This is a genomic window from Pseudomonas sp. AO-1, assembly GCF_019775695.1.
Lineage (GTDB): Bacteria > Pseudomonadota > Gammaproteobacteria > Pseudomonadales > Pseudomonadaceae > Aquipseudomonas > Aquipseudomonas parakoreensis.
The window spans coordinates 6,655,408-6,673,804 of record NZ_CP079947.1; the positions used below are offsets into that span (position 1 = coordinate 6,655,408).

At 60.9% G+C, this 18,397-nt stretch carries 16 protein-coding genes; 9 read left to right on the plus strand and 7 right to left on the minus strand.

Translation table 11 applies throughout. The features are described 5' to 3' along the window. Nucleotides 1-2 precede the first annotated feature (2 nt). The 4 genes from KVQ82_RS30345 to KVQ82_RS30360 all read left to right on the plus strand — a co-directional run bounded on the left by KVQ82_RS30345 (nt 3) and on the right by KVQ82_RS30360 (nt 5,515). Nucleotides 3-881, plus strand: a complete 879-nt coding sequence (locus KVQ82_RS30345; protein ID WP_047297455.1) for an endonuclease/exonuclease/phosphatase family protein — start codon at nt 3-5, stop codon at nt 879-881. Beyond that, nucleotides 878-2,944 (plus strand): GGDEF domain-containing protein, encoded by a 2,067-nt coding sequence (locus KVQ82_RS30350; protein ID WP_222017469.1) that lies wholly within the window; start codon nt 878-880, stop codon nt 2,942-2,944. The genes KVQ82_RS30345 and KVQ82_RS30350 overlap by 4 nt, the downstream gene beginning before the upstream one ends. 101 nt (nt 2,945-3,045) lie before the next feature. Next, nucleotides 3,046-3,825 (plus strand): N-acetylmuramoyl-L-alanine amidase, encoded by a 780-nt coding sequence (locus tag KVQ82_RS30355; RefSeq protein ID WP_222017470.1) that lies wholly within the window; start codon nt 3,046-3,048, stop codon nt 3,823-3,825. 76 nt (nt 3,826-3,901) lie between these two features. Then, nucleotides 3,902-5,515 (plus strand): EAL domain-containing protein, encoded by a 1,614-nt coding sequence (locus KVQ82_RS30360; protein ID WP_222019467.1) that lies wholly within the window; start codon nt 3,902-3,904, stop codon nt 5,513-5,515. Here KVQ82_RS30360 and KVQ82_RS30365 read toward each other — a convergent pair. Continuing rightward, nucleotides 5,512-7,302 carry a KinB sensor domain-containing domain gene (locus KVQ82_RS30365; protein WP_222017471.1) on the minus strand — a complete coding sequence of 597 codons (1,791 nt, stop codon included), beginning with the start codon at nt 7,300-7,302 and terminating at the stop codon, nt 5,512-5,514. The genes KVQ82_RS30360 and KVQ82_RS30365 overlap by 4 nt on opposite strands. Before the next feature lie 10 nt (nt 7,303-7,312). Next, entirely contained in the window at nt 7,313-8,659 is a 1,347-nt protein-coding gene (gene algB, locus KVQ82_RS30370; RefSeq protein WP_222017472.1) for a sigma-54-dependent response regulator transcription factor AlgB, read from the minus strand. 426 nt (nt 8,660-9,085) lie between these two features. Here algB and KVQ82_RS30375 point away from each other — a divergent pair, with 426 nt between their 5' ends. The 5 genes from KVQ82_RS30375 (at nt 9,086) to KVQ82_RS30395 (ending at nt 13,523) form a co-directional block, all read left to right on the plus strand. Further along, complete coding sequence (locus KVQ82_RS30375) at nt 9,086-9,370, plus strand: hypothetical protein (RefSeq protein WP_047297449.1); 285 nt, start codon at nt 9,086-9,088, stop codon at nt 9,368-9,370. Nucleotides 9,371-9,442: 72 nt separating this feature from the next. Continuing rightward, entirely contained in the window at nt 9,443-9,607 is a 165-nt protein-coding gene (locus KVQ82_RS30380) for a DUF1328 domain-containing protein (protein ID WP_003177151.1), read from the plus strand. Nucleotides 9,608-9,609: 2 nt separating this feature from the next. Next, nucleotides 9,610-10,074 (plus strand): inhibitor of vertebrate lysozyme family protein, encoded by a 465-nt coding sequence (locus tag KVQ82_RS30385; RefSeq protein WP_222017473.1) that lies wholly within the window; start codon nt 9,610-9,612, stop codon nt 10,072-10,074. 701 nt (nt 10,075-10,775) lie between these two features. Continuing rightward, entirely contained in the window at nt 10,776-12,107 is a 1,332-nt protein-coding gene (gene gltP, locus KVQ82_RS30390; protein WP_047297447.1) for a glutamate/aspartate:proton symporter GltP, read from the plus strand. Between the two features lie 186 nt (nt 12,108-12,293). Continuing rightward, complete coding sequence (locus KVQ82_RS30395) at nt 12,294-13,523, plus strand: nucleoside recognition domain-containing protein (RefSeq protein ID WP_108181256.1); 1,230 nt, start codon at nt 12,294-12,296, stop codon at nt 13,521-13,523. Between the two features lie 84 nt (nt 13,524-13,607). On the opposite strand, the gene KVQ82_RS30400 is transcribed toward KVQ82_RS30395, so the two are convergent. The 5 genes from KVQ82_RS30400 to KVQ82_RS30420 are packed head-to-tail and all read right to left on the minus strand — an operon-like array spanning nt 13,608 to nt 18,199. Beyond that, complete coding sequence (locus KVQ82_RS30400) at nt 13,608-14,231, minus strand: ABC-type transport auxiliary lipoprotein family protein (RefSeq protein WP_222017474.1); 624 nt, start codon at nt 14,229-14,231, stop codon at nt 13,608-13,610. After that, nucleotides 14,228-15,166, minus strand: coding sequence for an MlaD family protein (locus tag KVQ82_RS30405; protein WP_041073659.1), 939 nt, complete (start codon nt 15,164-15,166; stop codon nt 14,228-14,230). Before KVQ82_RS30405 ends, KVQ82_RS30400 begins: the two co-directional genes overlap by 4 nt. Nucleotide 15,167: 1 nt before the next feature. After that, nucleotides 15,168-15,971 carry an ABC transporter ATP-binding protein gene (locus KVQ82_RS30410; RefSeq protein ID WP_041073657.1) on the minus strand — a complete coding sequence of 268 codons (804 nt, stop codon included), beginning with the start codon at nt 15,969-15,971 and terminating at the stop codon, nt 15,168-15,170. Next, the gene (locus KVQ82_RS30415) at nt 15,968-17,116 is read right to left on the minus strand and encodes an ABC transporter permease (protein WP_222017475.1); all 1,149 of its coding nucleotides are present in this window, start codon (nt 17,114-17,116) and stop codon (nt 15,968-15,970) included. Before KVQ82_RS30415 ends, KVQ82_RS30410 begins: the two co-directional genes overlap by 4 nt. Before the next feature lie 54 nt (nt 17,117-17,170). Continuing rightward, a complete protein-coding gene (locus KVQ82_RS30420; protein WP_222017476.1) occupies nt 17,171-18,199 on the minus strand; it encodes a DUF5924 family protein in 1,029 nt (342 codons plus the stop codon). Between the last annotated feature and the right edge of the window lie 198 nt (nt 18,200-18,397).

Genomic DNA, 18,397 nt, shown 5'->3' on the forward strand with positions numbered 1-18,397 from the left:
CCATGCGCCGCTGGGGCACCGAACGCATCGTTGGCCTGCATGATCCGCAGGTCAACGAGCATCACCTGGAGTCCACGGGCCTGCCCGCAGACCATCGTCTGCGCTTGCTCAGCTTCAACATCCAGGTCGGCATCAGCACCGAACGCTATCGGCATTACCTGACCCGCAGCTGGCAGCACCTGCTGCCGCACACCGGGCGCTCAGGCAATCTGCAGAAGATCGGCGACCTGCTTGGCGACTTCGACCTGGTCGCCCTGCAGGAAGCCGATGGCGGCAGCCTGCGCTCAGGCTACGTCAATCAGGTCGAACACCTGGCCCACCTCGGCGCCTTCCCTTACTGGTATCAACAACTCAATCGCAACCTCGGCCGGCTGGCCCAGCACAGCAATGGCGTGCTCAGTCGACTGAAACCGTGGGCGATCGAAGACCATCCGCTGCCGGGCCCGAAAGGTCGCGGCGCAATCCTGCTGCGCTTTGGCGAAGGCCCGGAAGCGCTGGTGGTGGTGATGATGCACCTGGCCCTCGGCGCCCGGGTGCGCAGCCTGCAACTGGCCTACATTCGGGACCTGATCGGTGGCTACAAGCACCAGGTATTGATGGGCGACATGAACACCCACGCCAGCGATCTGCTACAACAGTCACCGTTACGCGATCTCGGCCTGCTGGCCCCGCAGATGCAAGCCACGTTTCCCAGCTGGCGGCCGCAGCGTTGCCTGGATCATATTTTGCTCAGCCCGACCCTGACCCTGGAAAAGGTCGAAGTGCTGGCCCAACCCATTTCCGATCACCTGCCGGTCGCGGTAGAGATTCGTCTGCCGGGTTCGCTCACGGCCGATGCATTGCCCGCGTTGAGTCCTGCCCCTCGCGGAACCCCTGAATGAGCGACGACGCCCAGCGCTGGAAAGAGAAGTACCTCAAAAGTATCGAACAGCAGGACAAGCTCGAACGGCGCTGGGCCGCCCGGCTCGACTTGCTGCGCCGCGGTCTGGTACGCAGCACGCTGGCCGCTGAAGGCACCGACAAGGTTGTTGATCAGTGCATGAAAGAGATGCGCGACGTGGTGCGCACCGACGACATGGATGCCGGTCTCGCCGCCCTGCTGCCGCGCCTGGAGAAAGCCGTACTCGACTCCGAGCAGCGCCGCGAAACCCGCATTGATCAGGTCAGCACCGCGTTGACCGCGCTGGTTACCCAACTGCAAGCGTTGCCGCTGCCGCGGGAAGTCGCCCAGCCGCTGAAGAAATTCGCCAAGCAACTGGACAGTCGGGTCGGCCAGGCGCGGGAAATGCCGCTGCTGCTGAGTGAACTCAGCGGTTTGCAGGGCAAAGCGTTGAGCCAGCTGGAAACCCCACCCGCGCCAGAACGCCCGGGCCTTCTGCAACGCCTGTTTGGCAATCGCGAAACCGAAGAAACGCCAGGGACGCAGGGCCCGGAGCAAGCTCAAGCGCCTGCGCCAATACCAGCGCCGCCCTCAGTCAACACTGAACCTGATGTCGAGCCCGCACAGACGCCAACAGGCGAACCGACTCCGGCACCGGTCAGCGCCGCGCCTCTATTGCAACCGCCAGAGGCAGGCCCTCAACAGGCACCTGCAGCGCAACCGCAGGCCGAATCGCCTGTGCTTTCGTTTGTGCCGCCGGTCATTGCCATCGAGACGGTGCCCGAACCACTGCCTGAACTCAAACCGCCCCTCGAACCTTTGGCCCTGCCGCTTGCGCCACCAGCCCTCACTGCGGCGATCAACCCTGACGAGTTGATCCACCCGGGCGACGCCCCGGCCCCCTTGCTCCTCGACAGCCTGCCCCTGCCCGCCCCGATTGCCCAAGCCTTGGCTGCCATCGATCCGGAGCAGCCCGAGCAAGACATTCTCTACGCCCTGCCCGATTCGCCGGAGCCTTCCTACAGCTCGGTGGCCAAACACATCGAAGACACGCTGATCGGGCTGCTCGACGACCTAACCTTGCCAGAGCGCCATCGCCCGCAAGCCGAGGCCATGCGTGATCGCTTGAAAAATGGCCTGAACTGGTACGAACTCCTGCCCATTCTCGACGACCTTGCCACCTTGATGCTGGCAATCACCGACAGCGGCCAACACGAATTCGAAGCCTATCTGCAGCGGCTCAACGAACGCCTCGAAGCATTCCAGAGCAATTTGCAGGCCGCCAGCGAGGGCCATGCCGACAACAGCTCGGCAGCCCGGGCGATGGACACGCAGATTCGCGAGCAAGTCGACGGCTTGCAAACCAGCGTGCAGGAAGCGGCTGATCTGGATGATCTGAAGCGAGTGCTGGAGAACCATCTCGAAGGCCTGCTCGGTACCATGGATCAGCATCAGCAACAACGCGATGCCCGCGAGCAGGAAGTGGCGGCACGTCTCAAAGGCCTGGCCGAACGTGTGGCGCACATGGAGCAGGAAGCCCTGGGCTTTCGCGAACATCTGGAAGAACAGCGACAGAAAGCCCTGATCGACCCGTTGACCGGCCTGCCCAACCGCGCTGCCTGGAGCGAACGGCTGGAACACGAGATCAGGCAATGGCAACAACACGGCAACACCTTGAGCCTGGCGATGCTCGACCTTGATCATTTCAAGCGCATCAACGACAACTACGGCCATCTGGCGGGCGACAAGGTATTGAAAATCATCGCCACGGTGCTGCGCAAACGTCTGCGTGGGGCGGATTTCATTGCTCGTTTCGGCGGAGAGGAATTCGTTTTGCTGCTGCCAGCCACCACGCCGGCCGTCGGCGCCAAATTGCTGGAAACCCTGCGGGCGGCCATCGAAGCGTGCCCGTTTCACTTCAAGGGTGAACGAGTGACGATCACCATTTCCATGGGACTGGCGTCGTTCAAGCCGGGAGAACACAGCGATCTGGTGCTTAAAAGAGCCGATCAGGCGTTGTACCGAGCGAAAAACGGCGGACGTAACCGGGTCGAACTGGGCTGAGCAAGTTGTTCCATTTTGTTTAAATCAGCCCGTCAGGCGTCGATACGCAAGGCAGTACGTTACACTGTTGCATTATTGTCTTGCGCGTACTGCCTTCTGCCATGAAATTTTTTACCCTCCTCGCGTCGCTGCTCGTTCTGGCCGGTTGTGCCAGCGGCCCGCGTTATGACACCAGCCACCCTTCGGCCAATCACGACAGCCGCGTGCAGTTCGTGATCGTGCACTACACCTCCGCTTCCCTCGCCCGCTCGCTGCAACTGCTGACCCACGGCGAAGTCAGCAGCCACTATCTGATCGGCGACGACAAGGGCGGCACCATCTACAAACTGATGGATGAAAACCAGCGCGCCTGGCACGCCGGCGAGAGCCAGTGGCAGGGCCGTACCTGGCTAAACTCCAGCTCGATCGGCATCGAAATCGTCAATCCGGGCTTCAAGGACACGCCGACCGGGCGCCTCTGGTACCCGTACAGCGAAGCGCAGATTCAATCGCTGATCGTTCTGCTCAAGGACATCAGCCAGCGCCAGGGCATCAGCCCGCGCCATATCATTGGCCACAGCGACATCGCGCCCCTGCGCAAACTCGACCCGGGTCCCTTGTTCCCATGGAAACGCCTGGCCGCCGAAGGCCTGGGCGTATGGCCCAATGAACAAGCGGTGGCCCGGCAGCAAGTGCAGTTCAACGTCGAACTGCCAAGCATCAGCTGGTTCCAGGAACAACTGGCGCGCGTCGGTTACGACACCCCGCAGACCGGCGAGCTGGACGTCGCGACTCGCCATGTCCTGGCAGCGTTCCAGATGCACTTTCGCCCTTCACGCTTCGACGGTACACCGGACGCGCAAACAGCAGCGTTGTTGCAGGTCCTCAATCAGACAAAATAATGACGCCCGCCCGACGGTCAGGGCGAAAGCGTAATCAGCAGCTATAACTCATTGGTAATTCTTCGGATATTCCATGATGGTTGCTACCCGAGCGACGCTGCGTAGCTGGTTTTATCGCCCGTGGTTTTTGGCGATGATCGCGGCTGTCTTCAGTGCTGCATTGTTGATAGCCGGCGGAATGTTCGTCGCCATGCGCCAGATCGAACAGAACGAAAGCCAGGAAATGAACACCCAGGGCGAGCGCTTTCTGGCCCGGCTCGAACAGTTGTTCGGACAACTGCGCGAAAGTCTCGATGACCTCGAAGCGCAGCCGCTGCGCAGTTGCGACGAGGAAATGATCGCAACCCTGCAACAAGTCACCTTCAACTATCGCTTCGTCTATGAAGCGGCCTACATGGATGGTGCGCGGATATGCTCCAATCGGCCCCGTCAGGAAGGACTGTCGGTGGTTCGCACACCGGATATCAAAGGACCGACCTACAGCTACTGGCTCAACACTACCACCGAACCGGATGAAAACCGCGCGGCGCTGATGCTCGGGCGCGGCAATTTTCGCGTGGCGACATCACGCGGGCATTTGACCGACATGGTCGACCTGCCGCCGGACAGCAGCCTGCTGGTGGTGCTGGACCACGGCAAACGGGCGATTCCGGTACTGGGCACCGCGCAGACGTGGCCACCAACCGAAGCGTGGCCACCCAAAAGCCGCGCGCCCCTGCAAGTCACCCAGTCACGGCTGATCTACCGCATGCCAACCAACAATCCGGAATACCAGTTGGTGCTGATCACCCCGCGCAGCGGCATGCATATTCCCAGCGTCTGGTGGTGGATGGTGCCGATCTGCCTGCTGCTGGGGGCGTTTGTCGGGTTCTTTGTGTTTTTGCTGGTGCGCCAGCGCCAGTCACTGGACGCCGAACTCCAGGGCGCCATTCGACGTGGCGAGCTGCAAGTGTTGTATCAGCCGATCTTCGATCTCGATAGCCGCAATTGCGTAGGCGCCGAAGCCCTGCTGCGCTGGCGTCGCCCGGACGGCACGCTGACCAGTCCCGATCTGTTCATTCCATTGGCGGAAAACACCGGGCAGATCCGTCAGATGACAGACTTTGTCCTGCAACGGCTGCTGGAACAACTGGGACCGGTGCTGCGCGCCAATCCGCAGCTGTACATTTCGGTCAACCTCGCCGCCTGCGACGTGATGGTGCCGCGCATCGGCCAGGTCATGGCCAGGCTGCTGACGCTGCACCGGGTCGCCGCGCGACAGATAGCCTTTGAAGTCACCGAGCGCGGACTGATCGACGTGGTGGTGGCGCGGGAGAACCTGCAAGCCTTGCGCGATGTCGGCCATCAGGTGCTGATCGATGATTTCGGTACCGGTTATTGCAGCCTCGCCTACCTGCAGACGCTGCCAGTGGATTGCCTGAAGATCGACAAGGCCTTCATCGACGCGCTCGGCCATGATGCGGCCAGCAGCGGCGTTGCGCCGCACATCATTCACATGGCGCAGGCTCTGGAGTTGAAGGTAATTGCCGAAGGCATCGAGCACGAAGCGCAAGCCGTGTTTCTCAGCAGTGAGGGGGTCAAGTTCGGTCAGGGCTGGCTGTTCGCCCAGGCCCTGAGTGCGGTGCAGTTCATCGAACTGATCACCCGTGGGCGGCGCCTCACCGGGCGCCGCCTGGACGACGAAGCCTAGACCGCCAGCGCCATGTAGAACTGCGTGCCCTGCCCCGGCCGCGAATAGACGCCCATCCGCCCGCCATGCAGCTGGACGATTTCCTTGCACAGCGCCAGACCCAGCCCGGCGCCACCCTTCTTGCGCCCGACCTGCACGAACGGCTCGAATATCCGCCCCTGCTGACCGTAGGCAATGCCTTCGCCGTTGTCTTCGACGCTGATGATCACCCGTTCGCCATGCCGCCGCGCCTGCAGGCGAATCTGGCCGTCGCGGGCGGTATGGCGCAGAGCGTTGTCGATCAGGTTGTCGAGCACCCGCTCAAGCTGTGCCTGATCGGCCTGCAGACGCGGTAACGGCCCTTGCACTTCGACGCTCAGGGCAATGCCTTTGCCCGCAGCGCAATCGGCGAAGCGCGACTGCGCCTGCTCCAGCAAATCTTCGATGGAGCACGGCGCCAGGGTGAGTTTCTGCAAGCCGTTCTGATAGCGCGAGAAGTTGAGCAAGTCGTTGATCAACTGCATCAAGCGCTGCATCTCTTCGTTGACCGTGTCGAGCAGGTCCGCCTCGCGTGACTCCGGGGGGAACTTCGCACGTTCGCGAAACAGGCCGAACGCCATGTGCATGCCGGTGACCGGCGTCCGCAGTTCATGGGAGGCGCGCAGCACGAACTCGCTGCGCACGCGCTCGAAGGCGCGTTGCTCGGTGACATCGTGCAGCACCATCACCGCCCCCAGAATATGCCCCTGGATGTGACTGACCGGGGTCAAACTGTAGGTCAGCAAGCGCGATTCGCCATCGACTTCAATGCTCAAATCTTCCGGGGCGCGCTCAAGGGTGCCGCCGCGCAGCACCAGTTGCAGTTGCGCGTCGAGCTCCGGGCGCTCGAGCGCAGTGCCCAGGCCTTGACCGAGACGGTCACTGTCCCAACCCAACTGACGCTGAGCCACTGGATTGAGGTGCTCCAGATGCCCTTCACGGTCGATCATCAACAAGCCGTCGTCGATGCTGTCGAGCACCGCCTGCAGGCGTTGCTGACCGGCCAGCAATTCGTCCACGTTAGTCGCCTGATGCTCGCGCAGCGCCTCGGCCATCAGCCCGAAGCGCTTGGTCAGCTGGTTCATTTCCATCGCCGAGGAAATCGGCAGCGTCACTTCGAAATTGCCTTGGCCGATGTTGTCCGCCGCCTTGGCCAGCGCCTCGATGGGCGCGCCAAAACGCCGGGCAATGGCGTGCGCGGTGACGAAGCCGATAATCAGCACCGCCAATCCCACCAGCCCGAGCAGACCGGAAACCAGCAGTGCCCTTTCCCGGGCGTCATGCTGCACTGCGTTGATGTTGTCCAGTGCGTGCTTGTGCTCGGTAATCAAACCGTTGCGCAAGGTGTTGAAGCGTTCCCTGAGGTCGCTGTTGCCACTGAGCACATTGCCCGGATCACGCGACATCTCGAACGCCTGGAGAAAACTCAGGTAGTCAGCCTTGGCCTGGGTAAACCCGTACTGTCGGCCATCGCCCTCTGCCTCTTGGGAAATGCCTTCATTCAGCAATTGCAGGTAATGCTGCTTTGACGCTTCGAACGCGACGGGGTCGGGCTTTTCGGCCAGCATCAGCACCAGTTGATCGCCGAGGGTCTGGCGCAGTTTGAGTCCCAGGTCGAGGGTCACGAAGTTGCTGCGGATCGTTGCTTCCTGAGTACCGGCCATCTGCATCACGCTGACCAGCCCGAGCAACAGCCCGAGCAAGGCGACCGTGATCAGCGCAGAGATGCTCAGAAACAAGCGAGTGCGCAACTTCATCGCCAGTTTCATCGTCGGGCGCTCACAGGTTGTACTGCTTGCGCTTGCGATACAGGGTCGACGCGTCGATGCCCAAGGTTTTCGCCGCCTGATCAAGGGTGCCTGCCGTTGCCAGCACCGCGCCGATGTGGGCTTTTTCCAGTTCATCGAGGCTCAGCGCGGCACCGACTCGCGGTGCGTTGTTCGCCGGTTGCTCGGCCATGCCGAGGTGGCTGATTTCCACGCGTTCCTGCGGGCATATAATGCTGGCCCGTTCCACCACGTTACGCAGCTCTCGGATGTTGCCCGGCCAGCGATAACCCAACAGCGCTTCGCGCGCCTCGTCACTAAAGCCCCGTGCCGGGCGCGCGTACTCTTTGACGAAGCGCGCGAGGAAGCGGTCGGCCAGGGTCAGGATGTCCTCGGCACGTTCGCGCAATGGCGGCAGATGCAGGGTGATCACATTGAGGCGATAAAGCAGGTCTTCACGGAAGCGCCCGTCGCGCACCATGTCCTCAAGATTGAGGTTGGTCGCGGCAAGAATCCGTACATCGGCGCGGCGGGTCACCGGATCCCCTACCCGCTCGTATTCCTTGTCCTGAATGAAACGCAGCAACTTCGGTTGCAACGTCAATGGAAAATCGCCGATCTCGTCGAGAAACAGCGTGCCGCCGTCCGCCTGATTGACCCGACCCAAGGTGCTCTCACTGGCGCCGGTAAACGCACCGCGACTGTGGCCGAACAGCTCGCTCTCCATCAGTTCCGCAGTCAACGACGGGCAGTTGATGGTCACGCAGGATTTTTTCTCGCGCTTGCTCCAGCCATGAATGGCCCGGGCCAGTTCGCCCTTACCCGTGCCGGATTCGCCGAGAATGAGGATGTTGGCGTCGGTACCGGCGACCTGCCGCGCAGTTTCCAGCACGACTTTCATCGCCGGGCTGTGGGAGTCGAGGCCGTCCTTGGGTTTGCGGATCTCGCCTTCGAGAGCTTCCAGACGCGCCGAGAGCTGACGCACTTCCAGTTGCTTGGCGGTGGCCAGGCGCAACTGGTCGGGGCTGCACGGTTTGACCAGATAATCGGCGGCGCCCGCCTGGATCGCGTCCACCGCGGTATCAACCGCCGAGTGGGCGGTGACAATGACCACGCGCATCCATGGCGCCTGAATGCGCATCTGTGCCAGTACGTCGAGACCGTTGTCTTCACCCAGACGCAAATCAAGGAAGCACAGGTCAAACACCTGACGTTGCAACAATGCCTCGGCCTGAACCGCGCTGTTGGCGGTGGCCACTGTGTAACCTTCGTCTTCGAGGCAGTAACGAAAGGTTCGCAGGATGGCGGACTCATCGTCCACCAGCAGAATGCGGCCTTGATGCTCAGTGGCAGATTCCATTTTTCCTACGCTCCATAGTGATTGATCTTGGGTTAGTCCCGGAAAAATCGGGCAAGTTGCATGGTTGATTCTGAACGATGCGAGCCATAGGAGGGTAGCTCTCTCCTGCCATAACGGCCAATCCATTGATTTTGTTGAGTTTTTAAACAATCACCGATTCGCAGGGGTAACCCCGCGTACATTTCTGACATCCAGGACGTGCTCTCAATTCCATAAGAATGAAATCTCCTACGAAATAATCGTGCATTCCGCACGACCGTAGACGCCCCATCGTGCAGGATGCGTCCGTCGCTGAATTTCACTCACTCGCAAACCATTGATTTTATTGGATATTTTTCAACTAAAAACCTGGCATGCAGCCTGCAATTACTCATTCAGCCCGGGCAGATTCCACTGCCCCAACCGAATAAGAGTGAGGAACCCAGGATGACTCGCCAACGTGCCGCCCAAGTGCGTATCTCGCCACTGCATATCCAGCAAGGCCTGTTTGGCGTGCTTGCACTGTTGATCACCCTGATCGCCTGCCAGCAATACCTGAGCTGGGAAAACAGCCAGAAGCCTGAGCCGCTGATCTCGATTCAACACAGCACGCAGACGCACTTCAGCGCCGTCAGCAGCAGTCAGGCCGAAAGCGCCTCGATGCGCATGATGGATGTCGATCAGCCGCAGCCGCTGGATCAACTTCCACGTGAAGAGCGCTGGGTTTTCTGACGAACCAACGAATTCGGGCGCCTGGCGCCAGGACACGCAATATCCCTAAATAGAGAAGTAAGGAGAATCACCATGTTGAGTTGGGCAATTACATTCTTGATCATTGCCATCATCGCCGCCGTCTTGGGCTTCGGTGGTATCGCGGGCACCGCCACGGGTATCGCCAAGATTCTCTTTGTCGTGTTCCTGGTGATGTTCATCGCTTCCTTCTTCTTTGGCCGTCGCGGCCGAGGTTAACGATGATTGCGTTAAAGACACTGGCAGCCGCCCTGCTTCTGGGCGGTAGTGCCATGGCGATCGCGGCCAATGATGGCCAGGCGCGGGTCAACGAGCTGCTCAGCTCCGACCCGCAATACCGGGAAACCTGGCAAGGCGTTGTGAAGCATGAAGAACGCCTCCCGGAATGGGTGATGAACCTGTCCGGTACGCCAGAGCAGCAGATGAATGCCGTGACTGAAGACGGCGACAAGTACTTGGTCGGCCCGCTCTGTGAATCCGCAGACAAGTGCCTCAACCACCGCTTGATCGTGGCTTTCAGCTTCGACAAGAAAGATGCATATGCCATGCTCGTCGATGTTCCCGAAGGACTGCCGGCCGACAAGTCGCCAACGCGACATGTCACCTACCGCTTCCTCGGCAAACCGGATGAGGGTATGCAGAACCTGTTGATGGAAACGCTGAAGAAAGACCCGAAGTGGTATTGATTCGAACATGAGGGCAGCGCCCCGCTGCCCTTTATTGCGCCTACCCGAGGAAGGCTGGCGCATGACCAAGGGGCCGGGACGTTCTGACTGTTGCAGGGTCGGAGTGACCTACGGGTACAGGGAGTGCCTGCGCGAGGGCCGGGTCAGGGTAAAAGCTGCGACGCAGGTTCGCCGACCCTCAGTGGTTCGACGGACTTGCGCTGAGCTTTGCGCGATACAAAACATTGATCCAGAGCGTCCTGCTCGCCTTTTTATGGTTCAGACTGCGCGCGAAAAACATTTCGCCGTGTTTCCTGGCGACCGTATATCGAGAAAGAGCCCCTTTAAACTGTGGGACTTCTAGTCTGCAAATGTAGGCTTTTTCCTGAATTTTTCGATGAATTCACTCGTTCAAAAAACAACCAACCTAAGCTGAAATGGCCGGTTCACGGCACTTATACCGGCTGAAATGTCGTAATCGAACCGCTTGGGACGCCAGTTTCATTTAAAAAATCTCATGCCGATTCGGCATAGGGTAGGCGTTTACGGCATTAGACGGCGCAACCTTGCATCGGAATAGTTGCGCCTTTTTTCGCCTGCCGAAGAGCCGTAAATACGCGCTTCGGGGCACCTTATACGGAGGCAGATGCACAGACTTTTCCGCTAAAGAGCGTTCCAGTTGCTGCATGTGCCTGAGTCAAACGCAAGTAAGGGTAAAGATAATGAAGAAGGCAAAACTCAGCCTCGCCTGGCAGATCCTCATCGGTCTGGTTTTAGGGATTGCAATTGGTGCGTTGCTCAACCACTTCAGTGCCGAAAAAGCCTGGTGGATCAGCAACGTCCTGCAACCGGCAGGCGATATCTTTATCCGTCTGATCAAGATGATCGTGATTCCGATCGTCATCTCCTCCCTGATCGTCGGCATCGCCGGCGTGGGCGACGCCAAGAAACTCGGGCGTATCGGCCTGAAGACCATCATCTACTTCGAAGTCGTCACCACCATCGCGATCATCGTCGGCCTGCTGCTGGCCAACCTGTTCCACCCGGGTGCCGGCATCGACATGAGCACCCTGGGCACCGTGGATATCTCCAAGTACCAGGCGACCGCCGCCGAAGTACAACATGAACACGCGTTCATCGAGACCATCCTCAACCTGATCCCGTCGAACATCTTCGCGGCCATGGCCCGCGGCGAAATGCTGCCGATCATTTTCTTCTCCGTACTGTTCGGTCTCGGTCTGTCGAGCCTGCAGTCGGACCTGCGCGAGCCGCTGGTGAAGATGTTCCAGGGCGTCTCGGAAAGCATGTTCAAAGTCACCCACATGATCATGAACTACGCCCCGATCGGCGTTTTCGCCCTGATCGCGGTGACCGTGGCCAACTTCGGTTTCGCCTCGCTGCTGCCGCTGGCCAAGCTGGTGATTCTGGTTTACGTCGCCATCGCTTTCTTCGCTTTCGTGGTGCTGGGCCTGATCGCCAAGCTGTTCGGCTTCTCGGTGATCAAGCTGATGCGCATCTTCAAGGATGAGCTGGTCTTGGCTTACTCCACCGCCTCCTCGGAAACCGTGCTGCCACGCGTCATCGAGAAGATGGAAGCCTATGGCGCACCGAAAGCCATCTGCTCCTTCGTGGTCCCGACCGGTTACTCGTTCAACCTCGACGGTTCGACCCTGTACCAGTCGATCGCCGCGATCTTCATTGCCCAGCTGTACGGCATCGACCTGTCGATCAGCCAGCAACTGCTGCTGGTGCTGACCCTGATGGTCACTTCCAAAGGCATCGCCGGCGTACCAGGCGTGTCCTTTGTGGTGCTGCTGGCGACGCTGGGCAGTGTCGGTATCCCGCTGGAAGGCCTGGCGTTCATCGCCGGTGTCGACCGCATCATGGACATGGCGCGTACCGCACTGAACGTGATCGGCAACGCCCTGGCGGTACTGGTTATCGCACGTTGGGAAGGCATGTACGACGACGCCAAGGGCCAGCGCTACTGGAACTCCCTGCCGCACTGGCGCAGCAAGGAAAAACTGCCGGCTGGTGAAATCTCCAAGAACTGATCGCTGAACCTCTGTAGGAGCTGCCGCAGGCTGCGATCTTTTGATCTTGCTTTTAAAGATCGCAGCCTTCGGCAGCTCCTACAGGTGATTGAGGCAAGCCTTACCGACAAACCCCGGCGCAATCCGGGGTTTGTCGTTTCTGGCGACCCCGCTATCATTCGCCGCATCTTCCGGGGGATTTGACTGATGCTTAATGGCCTGTGGCTTGGCTTCTTCGTCGTGGCAGCAATATCTGCGCTGGTGCAGTGGCTGGTCGGCGGCAACGCCGGGATTTTTGCGGCGATGGTGGAAAGCATTTTCGCCATGGCCAAACTCTCGGTCGAGGTCATGGTGCTGCTGTTCGGCACGCTGACCCTGTGGCTGGGCTTTCTGCGCATCGCCGAAAAAGCCGGGATCGTCGAGTGGCTGGCGAAAGTGCTGGGCCCGCTGTTCCTGCGGCTGATGCCGGAAGTCCCGGCCGGTCACCCGGCGCTCGGTCTGATTACCCTGAACTTCGCCGCCAACGGCCTGGGCCTGGACAACGCCGCCACCCCGATCGGCCTCAAGGCCATGAAGGCGCTGCAGGAGCTCAACCCCAGCGCGACCATCGCCAGCAACGCGCAGATCCTGTTCCTGGTGCTCAACGCCTCATCGCTGACCCTGTTGCCAGTGACCATCTTCATGTACCGCGCCCAGCAAGGCGCACCAGATCCGACCCTGGTGTTTCTGCCGATCCTGTTGGCGACCAGTTGCTCGACCATCGTCGGCTTCCTTTCGGTGGCGTTCATGCAGCGCCTGCGTATCTGGGACCCGGTGGTGCTGGCCTATCTGATTCCCGGCGCACTGATCCTCGGCGGCTTCATGGCGCTGCTGGCGACGATGTCGGCCACGGCGCTGGCCGGGCTGTCGTCGATCCTTGGCAACCTGACGCTGTTCGGCCTGATCATGCTGTTCCTGGTGATCGGCGCATTACGCAAGGTCAAGGTCTACGAGGCATTTGTCGAGGGCGCGAAGGAGGGCTTCGACGTCGCCAGGAACCTGCTGCCGTATCTGGTGGCGATGCTCTGCGCGATTGGCGTACTGCGCGCTTCCGGAGCGCTGGACTTTGGCCTGGACGGCATCCGCCATCTGGTGCAGTGGGCCGGTTGGGATACGCGGTTTGTCGATGCGTTGCCGACGGCGATGGTCAAACCGTTTTCCGGCAGCGCCGCACGGGCGATGCTGATCGAGACCATGAAGACCTCCGGCGTCGACAGCTTCCCGGCGCTGGTGGCGGCGACAATTCAGGGCAGCACCGAAACCACGTTCTATGTGCTGGCGGTGTATTTCGGTGCGGTGGGAATTCAGCGCGCAAGGCATGCCGTTGGATGCGCGCTGCTGGCCGAACTGGCCGGTGTGCTCGGCGCGATTGGCGTGTGCTACTGGTTCTTTGGTTGAAGCAAAAGATCCCAGCCTTCGGCAGCTCCTACAAAGGCACGCATAACCCTGTAGGAGCTGCCGAAGGCTGCGATCCTGGCGACTTCAGGGTTTAACTGGAGCCAATTGCTGGCCTTGCTGAACAGCCCACGCAACAACCTTGGCCGTCAGCCGATCACTGGCCTGTCCAAACCCTGCCACCACCGCCGGCACCTGCACATCGCTCAGCGGTTGGCGCTCTTCAAAGCGCCGACTGGCGAGAATCTTCTGGTCATAGCCGCGCACCAGCAACGCATCGACGCGCACCACGACGCTGGCCTGGTTGCCCTGATACTCGGTCTGAAACGCCTGCAAGCTGCCGCCCAGTTCCAGATCCGCAGCGAAGTTGCTGTCATCGGTGCTGAGCAATGTCACCCGACCATCGCGAGCAAAACCATCGAGCAGCCGATTACGCACCAGCACCGGCGCCGGATCGCTCCAGCGCGAGGCCTTGTAGCTGCTGATCACGTCACCCTGTGGAATCACCGCGATGTTTGGCCGGTTCAGCGCTTCGCTGGCCTGCAATTTGTTCAGGCGCAGCGACCAGTGCTGGGTCGCCGCCGAACTGGCCGAGGCGGGCGCTTGCGCGGCGGGCAGGCGATAGACATCCGAAGGTTCGGCCTTGGGCAGGATCGAACACGCCGAGAGCAGGGTAAAACTGGCGAGGAAGGCGAAGTGAGTCAGCTTCATGGGGTGAATTCCTTGTTCTTGTCACTGCCCAGCAAGTAGCCGCTGGGGTTGGCCTCAAGGCGTTGGGAAATGCCGCGCAGCGAAGTCAGGGTTTCGCGCAGTTCGCGGATCGCCGGCGCCAGGCCATTGAGGCCCTGCATACCGTTGTCGAGCGAGTTCTGGTTTTTGCTCAGCAGGCCGTTGATGGTGGCGCTGCTTTGCTCCAGCGACTTCATCGCCTGCTCGGCACTGCCCAGCGCCTGCTTGCCCTGATCGTTGAGCAGGCCGTTGGCGTTGCGCATCAGCGCCGAGGTTTGCTCGAGCATGCTGCCGGCTTGCTTGCCGACGCTCGCCAGTTGCTGCATGGCCTGACGCAAGTCGCCGCGCTGATCGTTGATCGAACCGGTGGTCTGTTCCAGATGCGCCAGGGTGTTGCTGACGCGCTCGACGTTCTCCGGAGAAAACATCTGGTTGGCATTGTTCAACAGGGCGGTGACGCCGGTCATCAGGTCGTTGCTGTCGTTAAGCAGCCGGGAAATGGGCGAGGGCGCCGCGACGATGGTCGGCAATTCGCCGTCGTGTCCGCGTAGTTTCGGACTCTCTGGGGTGCCGCCGCTGAGCTGGATGATCGAAGTGCCGGTGATCCCGGCCAGCGCCAGTTTGGCCTGGGTGTCTTCCTTGACCGGGGTGTCACCACCCAGACGAATCCGCGCCAGCACCCGGCGCGGGTCTTTCGGGTCGAGGCGCAGGCTGACCACGTCACCGACCTTGATCCCGCTGTACTGCACAGGGCTGCCCTTGGACAGACCGCTGACCGCCTCATTGAAGACGATTTCATAATCCTTGAACTCGCTGTCGACGCTGGACTTGGCCAGCCACAGACCGAAGAGCAGGGCGCCCGCCACGACAATTACGGCGAACAGGCCGATCAACACATGATGGGCTCGGGTTTCCATGTCAGACCTCGTTGAGCAATTTGGCGGCGTCCAGCGCCGAGCGGCCACGCGGGCCGTGGAAGTATTCGTGAATCCACGCGTCATCGGTTTCCGAGACCACGTCGATCGGGCCGGCGACCAGTACCTTCTTCTGCGCCAGCACCGCCACACGGTCGGTGATGGTGTAGAGCGTGTCGAGGTCGTGGGTCACCAGAAACACGCTCAGGCCCAGCGCATCACGCAGGGTCAGGATCAGTTGATCGAACTGCGCCGCGCCAATCGGATCGAGGCCGGCGGTGGGTTCGTCGAGAAACAGGATGTCCGGGTCCAGCGCCAGCGCCCGGGCCAGCGCAGCGCGCTTGATCATCCCGCCGGACAGCGACGCCGGGTATTTGTCCGCCGCCGACAGCGGCAGCCCGGCCAGCGCCAGCTTCACCGCCGCCAGATGCTCAGCGTCGTTGCGGCTCAGACCGGCGTGTTCGATCAGCGGCAGGGCGACGTTTTCGGTCACCGTCAGCGAGGAAAACAACGCGCCTTTCTGGAACAGCACGCCGAAACGCCGCTCGACCAGTGAGCGCTCATGCTCGGACAGGCTCGGCAGGTTCTGCCCGAACACCTTTACGTTGCCTTCGCTGGGCCGGCGCAGGCCGACAATGCTGCGCAGCAGCACCGATTTGCCGCTGCCGGAACCGCCGACCACGGCGAGGATTTCGCCCTTGTACAGATCCAGATCGAGATTCTCGTGCACGCTCTGGCTGCCAAAGCGATTGCACAGGCCACGGACTTCGATCACCGCCTCCGAGGGCGCACGGGGTAAACGACTCACCAGCCCATCTCCATGAAGAACAGCGCAGCCACCGCGTCGAGCACGATCACCACGAAAATCGACTGCACCACGGCGGACGTGGTGTGCGCGCCGACCGATTCGGCGCTGCCACTGACCTTGAAGCCTTCCAGGCAACCAATGGTTGCAATCAGGAAGGCAAACACCGGCGCTTTGACCAGACCAACCAGAAAGTGCTGAATGCCGATGTCGCTTTGCAACAGCGAGAGGAACATCGCCGGCGAAATCCCCAGCGACACCGCGCACACCACGCCGCCGCCAATGATCCCGCAGAGCATCGCCAGAAACGTCAGCATCGGCAGCGCCACCAGCATCGCCAATACCCGCGGCACTACCAGCAGCTCCATCGGATCGAGGCCGAGGGTGCGGATTGCGTCGATCTCTTCGTTAGCCTTCATCGAACCGATCTGCGCGGTAAACGCGCTGGCGGTGCGTCCGGCCATCAGGATTGCCGTGAGCAGCACACCGAACTCACGCAGGAAGGAGAAGCCCACCAAGTCCACGGTAAAGATCGTCGCACCGAAACTGGCCAGCACCGTGGCACCGAGAAACGCCACCACCGCGCCCACCAGAAAGGTCAGCAGCGCCACGATCGGCGCGGCGTCGAGGCCGGTCTGTTCGATGTGGGCGACGACGGGGGTGATGCGCCAGCGCTTGGGGCGAAGCAGGCTGCGGGCAATGGTTTCGAGGATCAGGCCAATGAAACCCAGTACTTGCAAGGTGTCCTGCCAGACCGTTTCCACCGCGCGCCCGATGCGGGTCAACAGTTGCACGCTGACGCTGACTTCCGGCTCCCTGATCGGCACACAGAAGTCGGTCAGCGAGCGATACACCGTTTGCAGCAGCGCGCGGTCAGCCGGGGAAATCGTGCAGTCAGGATGTTCGGCGGAGCGGCCCAGACGCTCGGAACCGAGCAGCTCCACCAGCAACGAAGCGCCTGCAGTGTCGAGGGCACCGAGGCTGTTGAGATCGACCACGGTGTTGGCGTCGTACTGGCCGGTCAGTTGTTCGGTCAGGTGCTTGAGGTCGGCGTAATGGGCAAGCGTCCAGTCCCCGGAAACCCGCAGGCGGGCAGGGCTGATTGACGTGTCCAGCTGGGCATTACCGCTCATTGAGCTGCTGATCATAAGCTCCGTGCTTGTTCGGCTATTAAGCGAACTAACGTAATAGCACGAACCGGATTACTTTTCTTTGATCGCTGTGCTGTCTGTCACTTTGAAACGCAGCACGCCGATCACCTGACCGTCTTCAGTCAGCACCCGCACCTGCCACTTGCCCACCGGGTTGCCGGGGAAGTTCTGCTTGTGGGTCCAGGCGCGGTAGCCTTCCTTGCGCCCGCCGTGGATGTCGAGGGCGATGCGATCGACTTCCTGGCCGTCGAACTGCCACACATGGTAGATGCGTTCATCCAGCCCGCGCGGCGCGTTGATTGCGGTGTAGGCGTAGAGACCGCCGTTGCGGATCTGCTCGGCGCTGACCTCCTCGAGGCTGGCGCCAGGCGTGCGGTCCTGCAACTGCGTGCTGATCGCCACGTCGGTCATCCACAGCGTCGCCGGCGGCACCCACGAGCGCAGGGTCCAGCCGACCGCGCCGATGCCGACGGTGATGAACAGAATGGCTAACGCATTGCGCACGGTACGGATCGGAAAGATCGACGCCAGACTCGGGAACGACAGCACCACCGCCGTACCCAGTGCCCATTTGAAACTCTGTGCGGTGGTCAGGTGCATGATCACCGGCAGCGCAGTGAGCAGGGCGGCGAACAGGGTCAGGGTGTGCAACGCGAGAAACGCCCAGCGCCGTGGCGCCAGCCATTTGTAGTAGAGCGGATCGACAATCGAGATCAGCGCGGCAATGCACAGCAGGCCGGTGAAGATCAGTTGGCCGCTGTTCCACGTAGTCGTGATGAAGAAGAACGGCAGGACGAAAAACAGACTTTCCTGGTGGATCATCTGCGTCGCGTAGCGCAGCAGTGGCTGGGGGATTTCCCGCTTGAAGATGCGCGTGAACAGCCCGGTCAGGGTGTTTTCCAGCATCAGCCAGATCCAGCTGAGCAGCATGATGATGGTGATCCAGCTCGCCAGCCCTTGCTGGCGATCGACCAGAATGAAACTGCCGACCCCGGAGATGAAACCGCCAAGCGCAATCACCCCCGGATAGCGCTTCATCAGTTCGAGAATGCGCTGGATCAGGAGGGGGATTTTCTGCATGGTGGCGGTTCACGACTGAGTAGGAAAAAACCTCGACAGAGTACCGTCCGCCGGGCGACGTGGCGAGGCTCCCGGTCAGCAAACCTCTTATTTCTGTGGCGAGGGAGCTTGCTCCCGCTCGACTGCGCAGCAGTCGCAAAACCTGGGTGCACGGTGTTTCTGAATTAACTGAGCCGTCGGTTTTGGGGCTGCTGCGCA

Excerpts from the sequence above, each read along its gene's own strand:
- KVQ82_RS30345 (WP_047297455.1), top strand. The coding sequence starts at position 3 with ATGCGCCGCTGGGGCACCGAACGCATCGTTGGCCTGCATGATCCGCAG.
- KVQ82_RS30350 (WP_222017469.1), top strand. The coding sequence starts at position 878 with ATGAGCGACGACGCCCAGCGCTGGAAAGAGAAGTACCTCAAAAGTATC.
- KVQ82_RS30355 (WP_222017470.1), top strand. The coding sequence starts at position 3,046 with ATGAAATTTTTTACCCTCCTCGCGTCGCTGCTCGTTCTGGCCGGTTGT.
- KVQ82_RS30360 (WP_222019467.1), top strand. The coding sequence starts at position 3,902 with ATGGTTGCTACCCGAGCGACGCTGCGTAGCTGGTTTTATCGCCCGTGG.
- KVQ82_RS30365 (WP_222017471.1), bottom strand. The coding sequence starts at position 7,302 with ATGAAACTGGCGATGAAGTTGCGCACTCGCTTGTTTCTGAGCATCTCT.
- algB (WP_222017472.1), bottom strand. The coding sequence starts at position 8,659 with ATGGAATCTGCCACTGAGCATCAAGGCCGCATTCTGCTGGTGGACGAT.
- KVQ82_RS30375 (WP_047297449.1), top strand. The coding sequence starts at position 9,086 with ATGACTCGCCAACGTGCCGCCCAAGTGCGTATCTCGCCACTGCATATC.
- KVQ82_RS30380 (WP_003177151.1), top strand. The coding sequence starts at position 9,443 with ATGTTGAGTTGGGCAATTACATTCTTGATCATTGCCATCATCGCCGCC.
- KVQ82_RS30385 (WP_222017473.1), top strand. The coding sequence starts at position 9,610 with ATGATTGCGTTAAAGACACTGGCAGCCGCCCTGCTTCTGGGCGGTAGT.
- gltP (WP_047297447.1), top strand. The coding sequence starts at position 10,776 with ATGAAGAAGGCAAAACTCAGCCTCGCCTGGCAGATCCTCATCGGTCTG.
- KVQ82_RS30395 (WP_108181256.1), top strand. The coding sequence starts at position 12,294 with ATGCTTAATGGCCTGTGGCTTGGCTTCTTCGTCGTGGCAGCAATATCT.
- KVQ82_RS30400 (WP_222017474.1), bottom strand. The coding sequence starts at position 14,231 with ATGAAGCTGACTCACTTCGCCTTCCTCGCCAGTTTTACCCTGCTCTCG.
- KVQ82_RS30405 (WP_041073659.1), bottom strand. The coding sequence starts at position 15,166 with ATGGAAACCCGAGCCCATCATGTGTTGATCGGCCTGTTCGCCGTAATT.
- KVQ82_RS30415 (WP_222017475.1), bottom strand. The coding sequence starts at position 17,116 with ATGATCAGCAGCTCAATGAGCGGTAATGCCCAGCTGGACACGTCAATC.
- KVQ82_RS30420 (WP_222017476.1), bottom strand. The coding sequence starts at position 18,199 with ATGCAGAAAATCCCCCTCCTGATCCAGCGCATTCTCGAACTGATGAAG.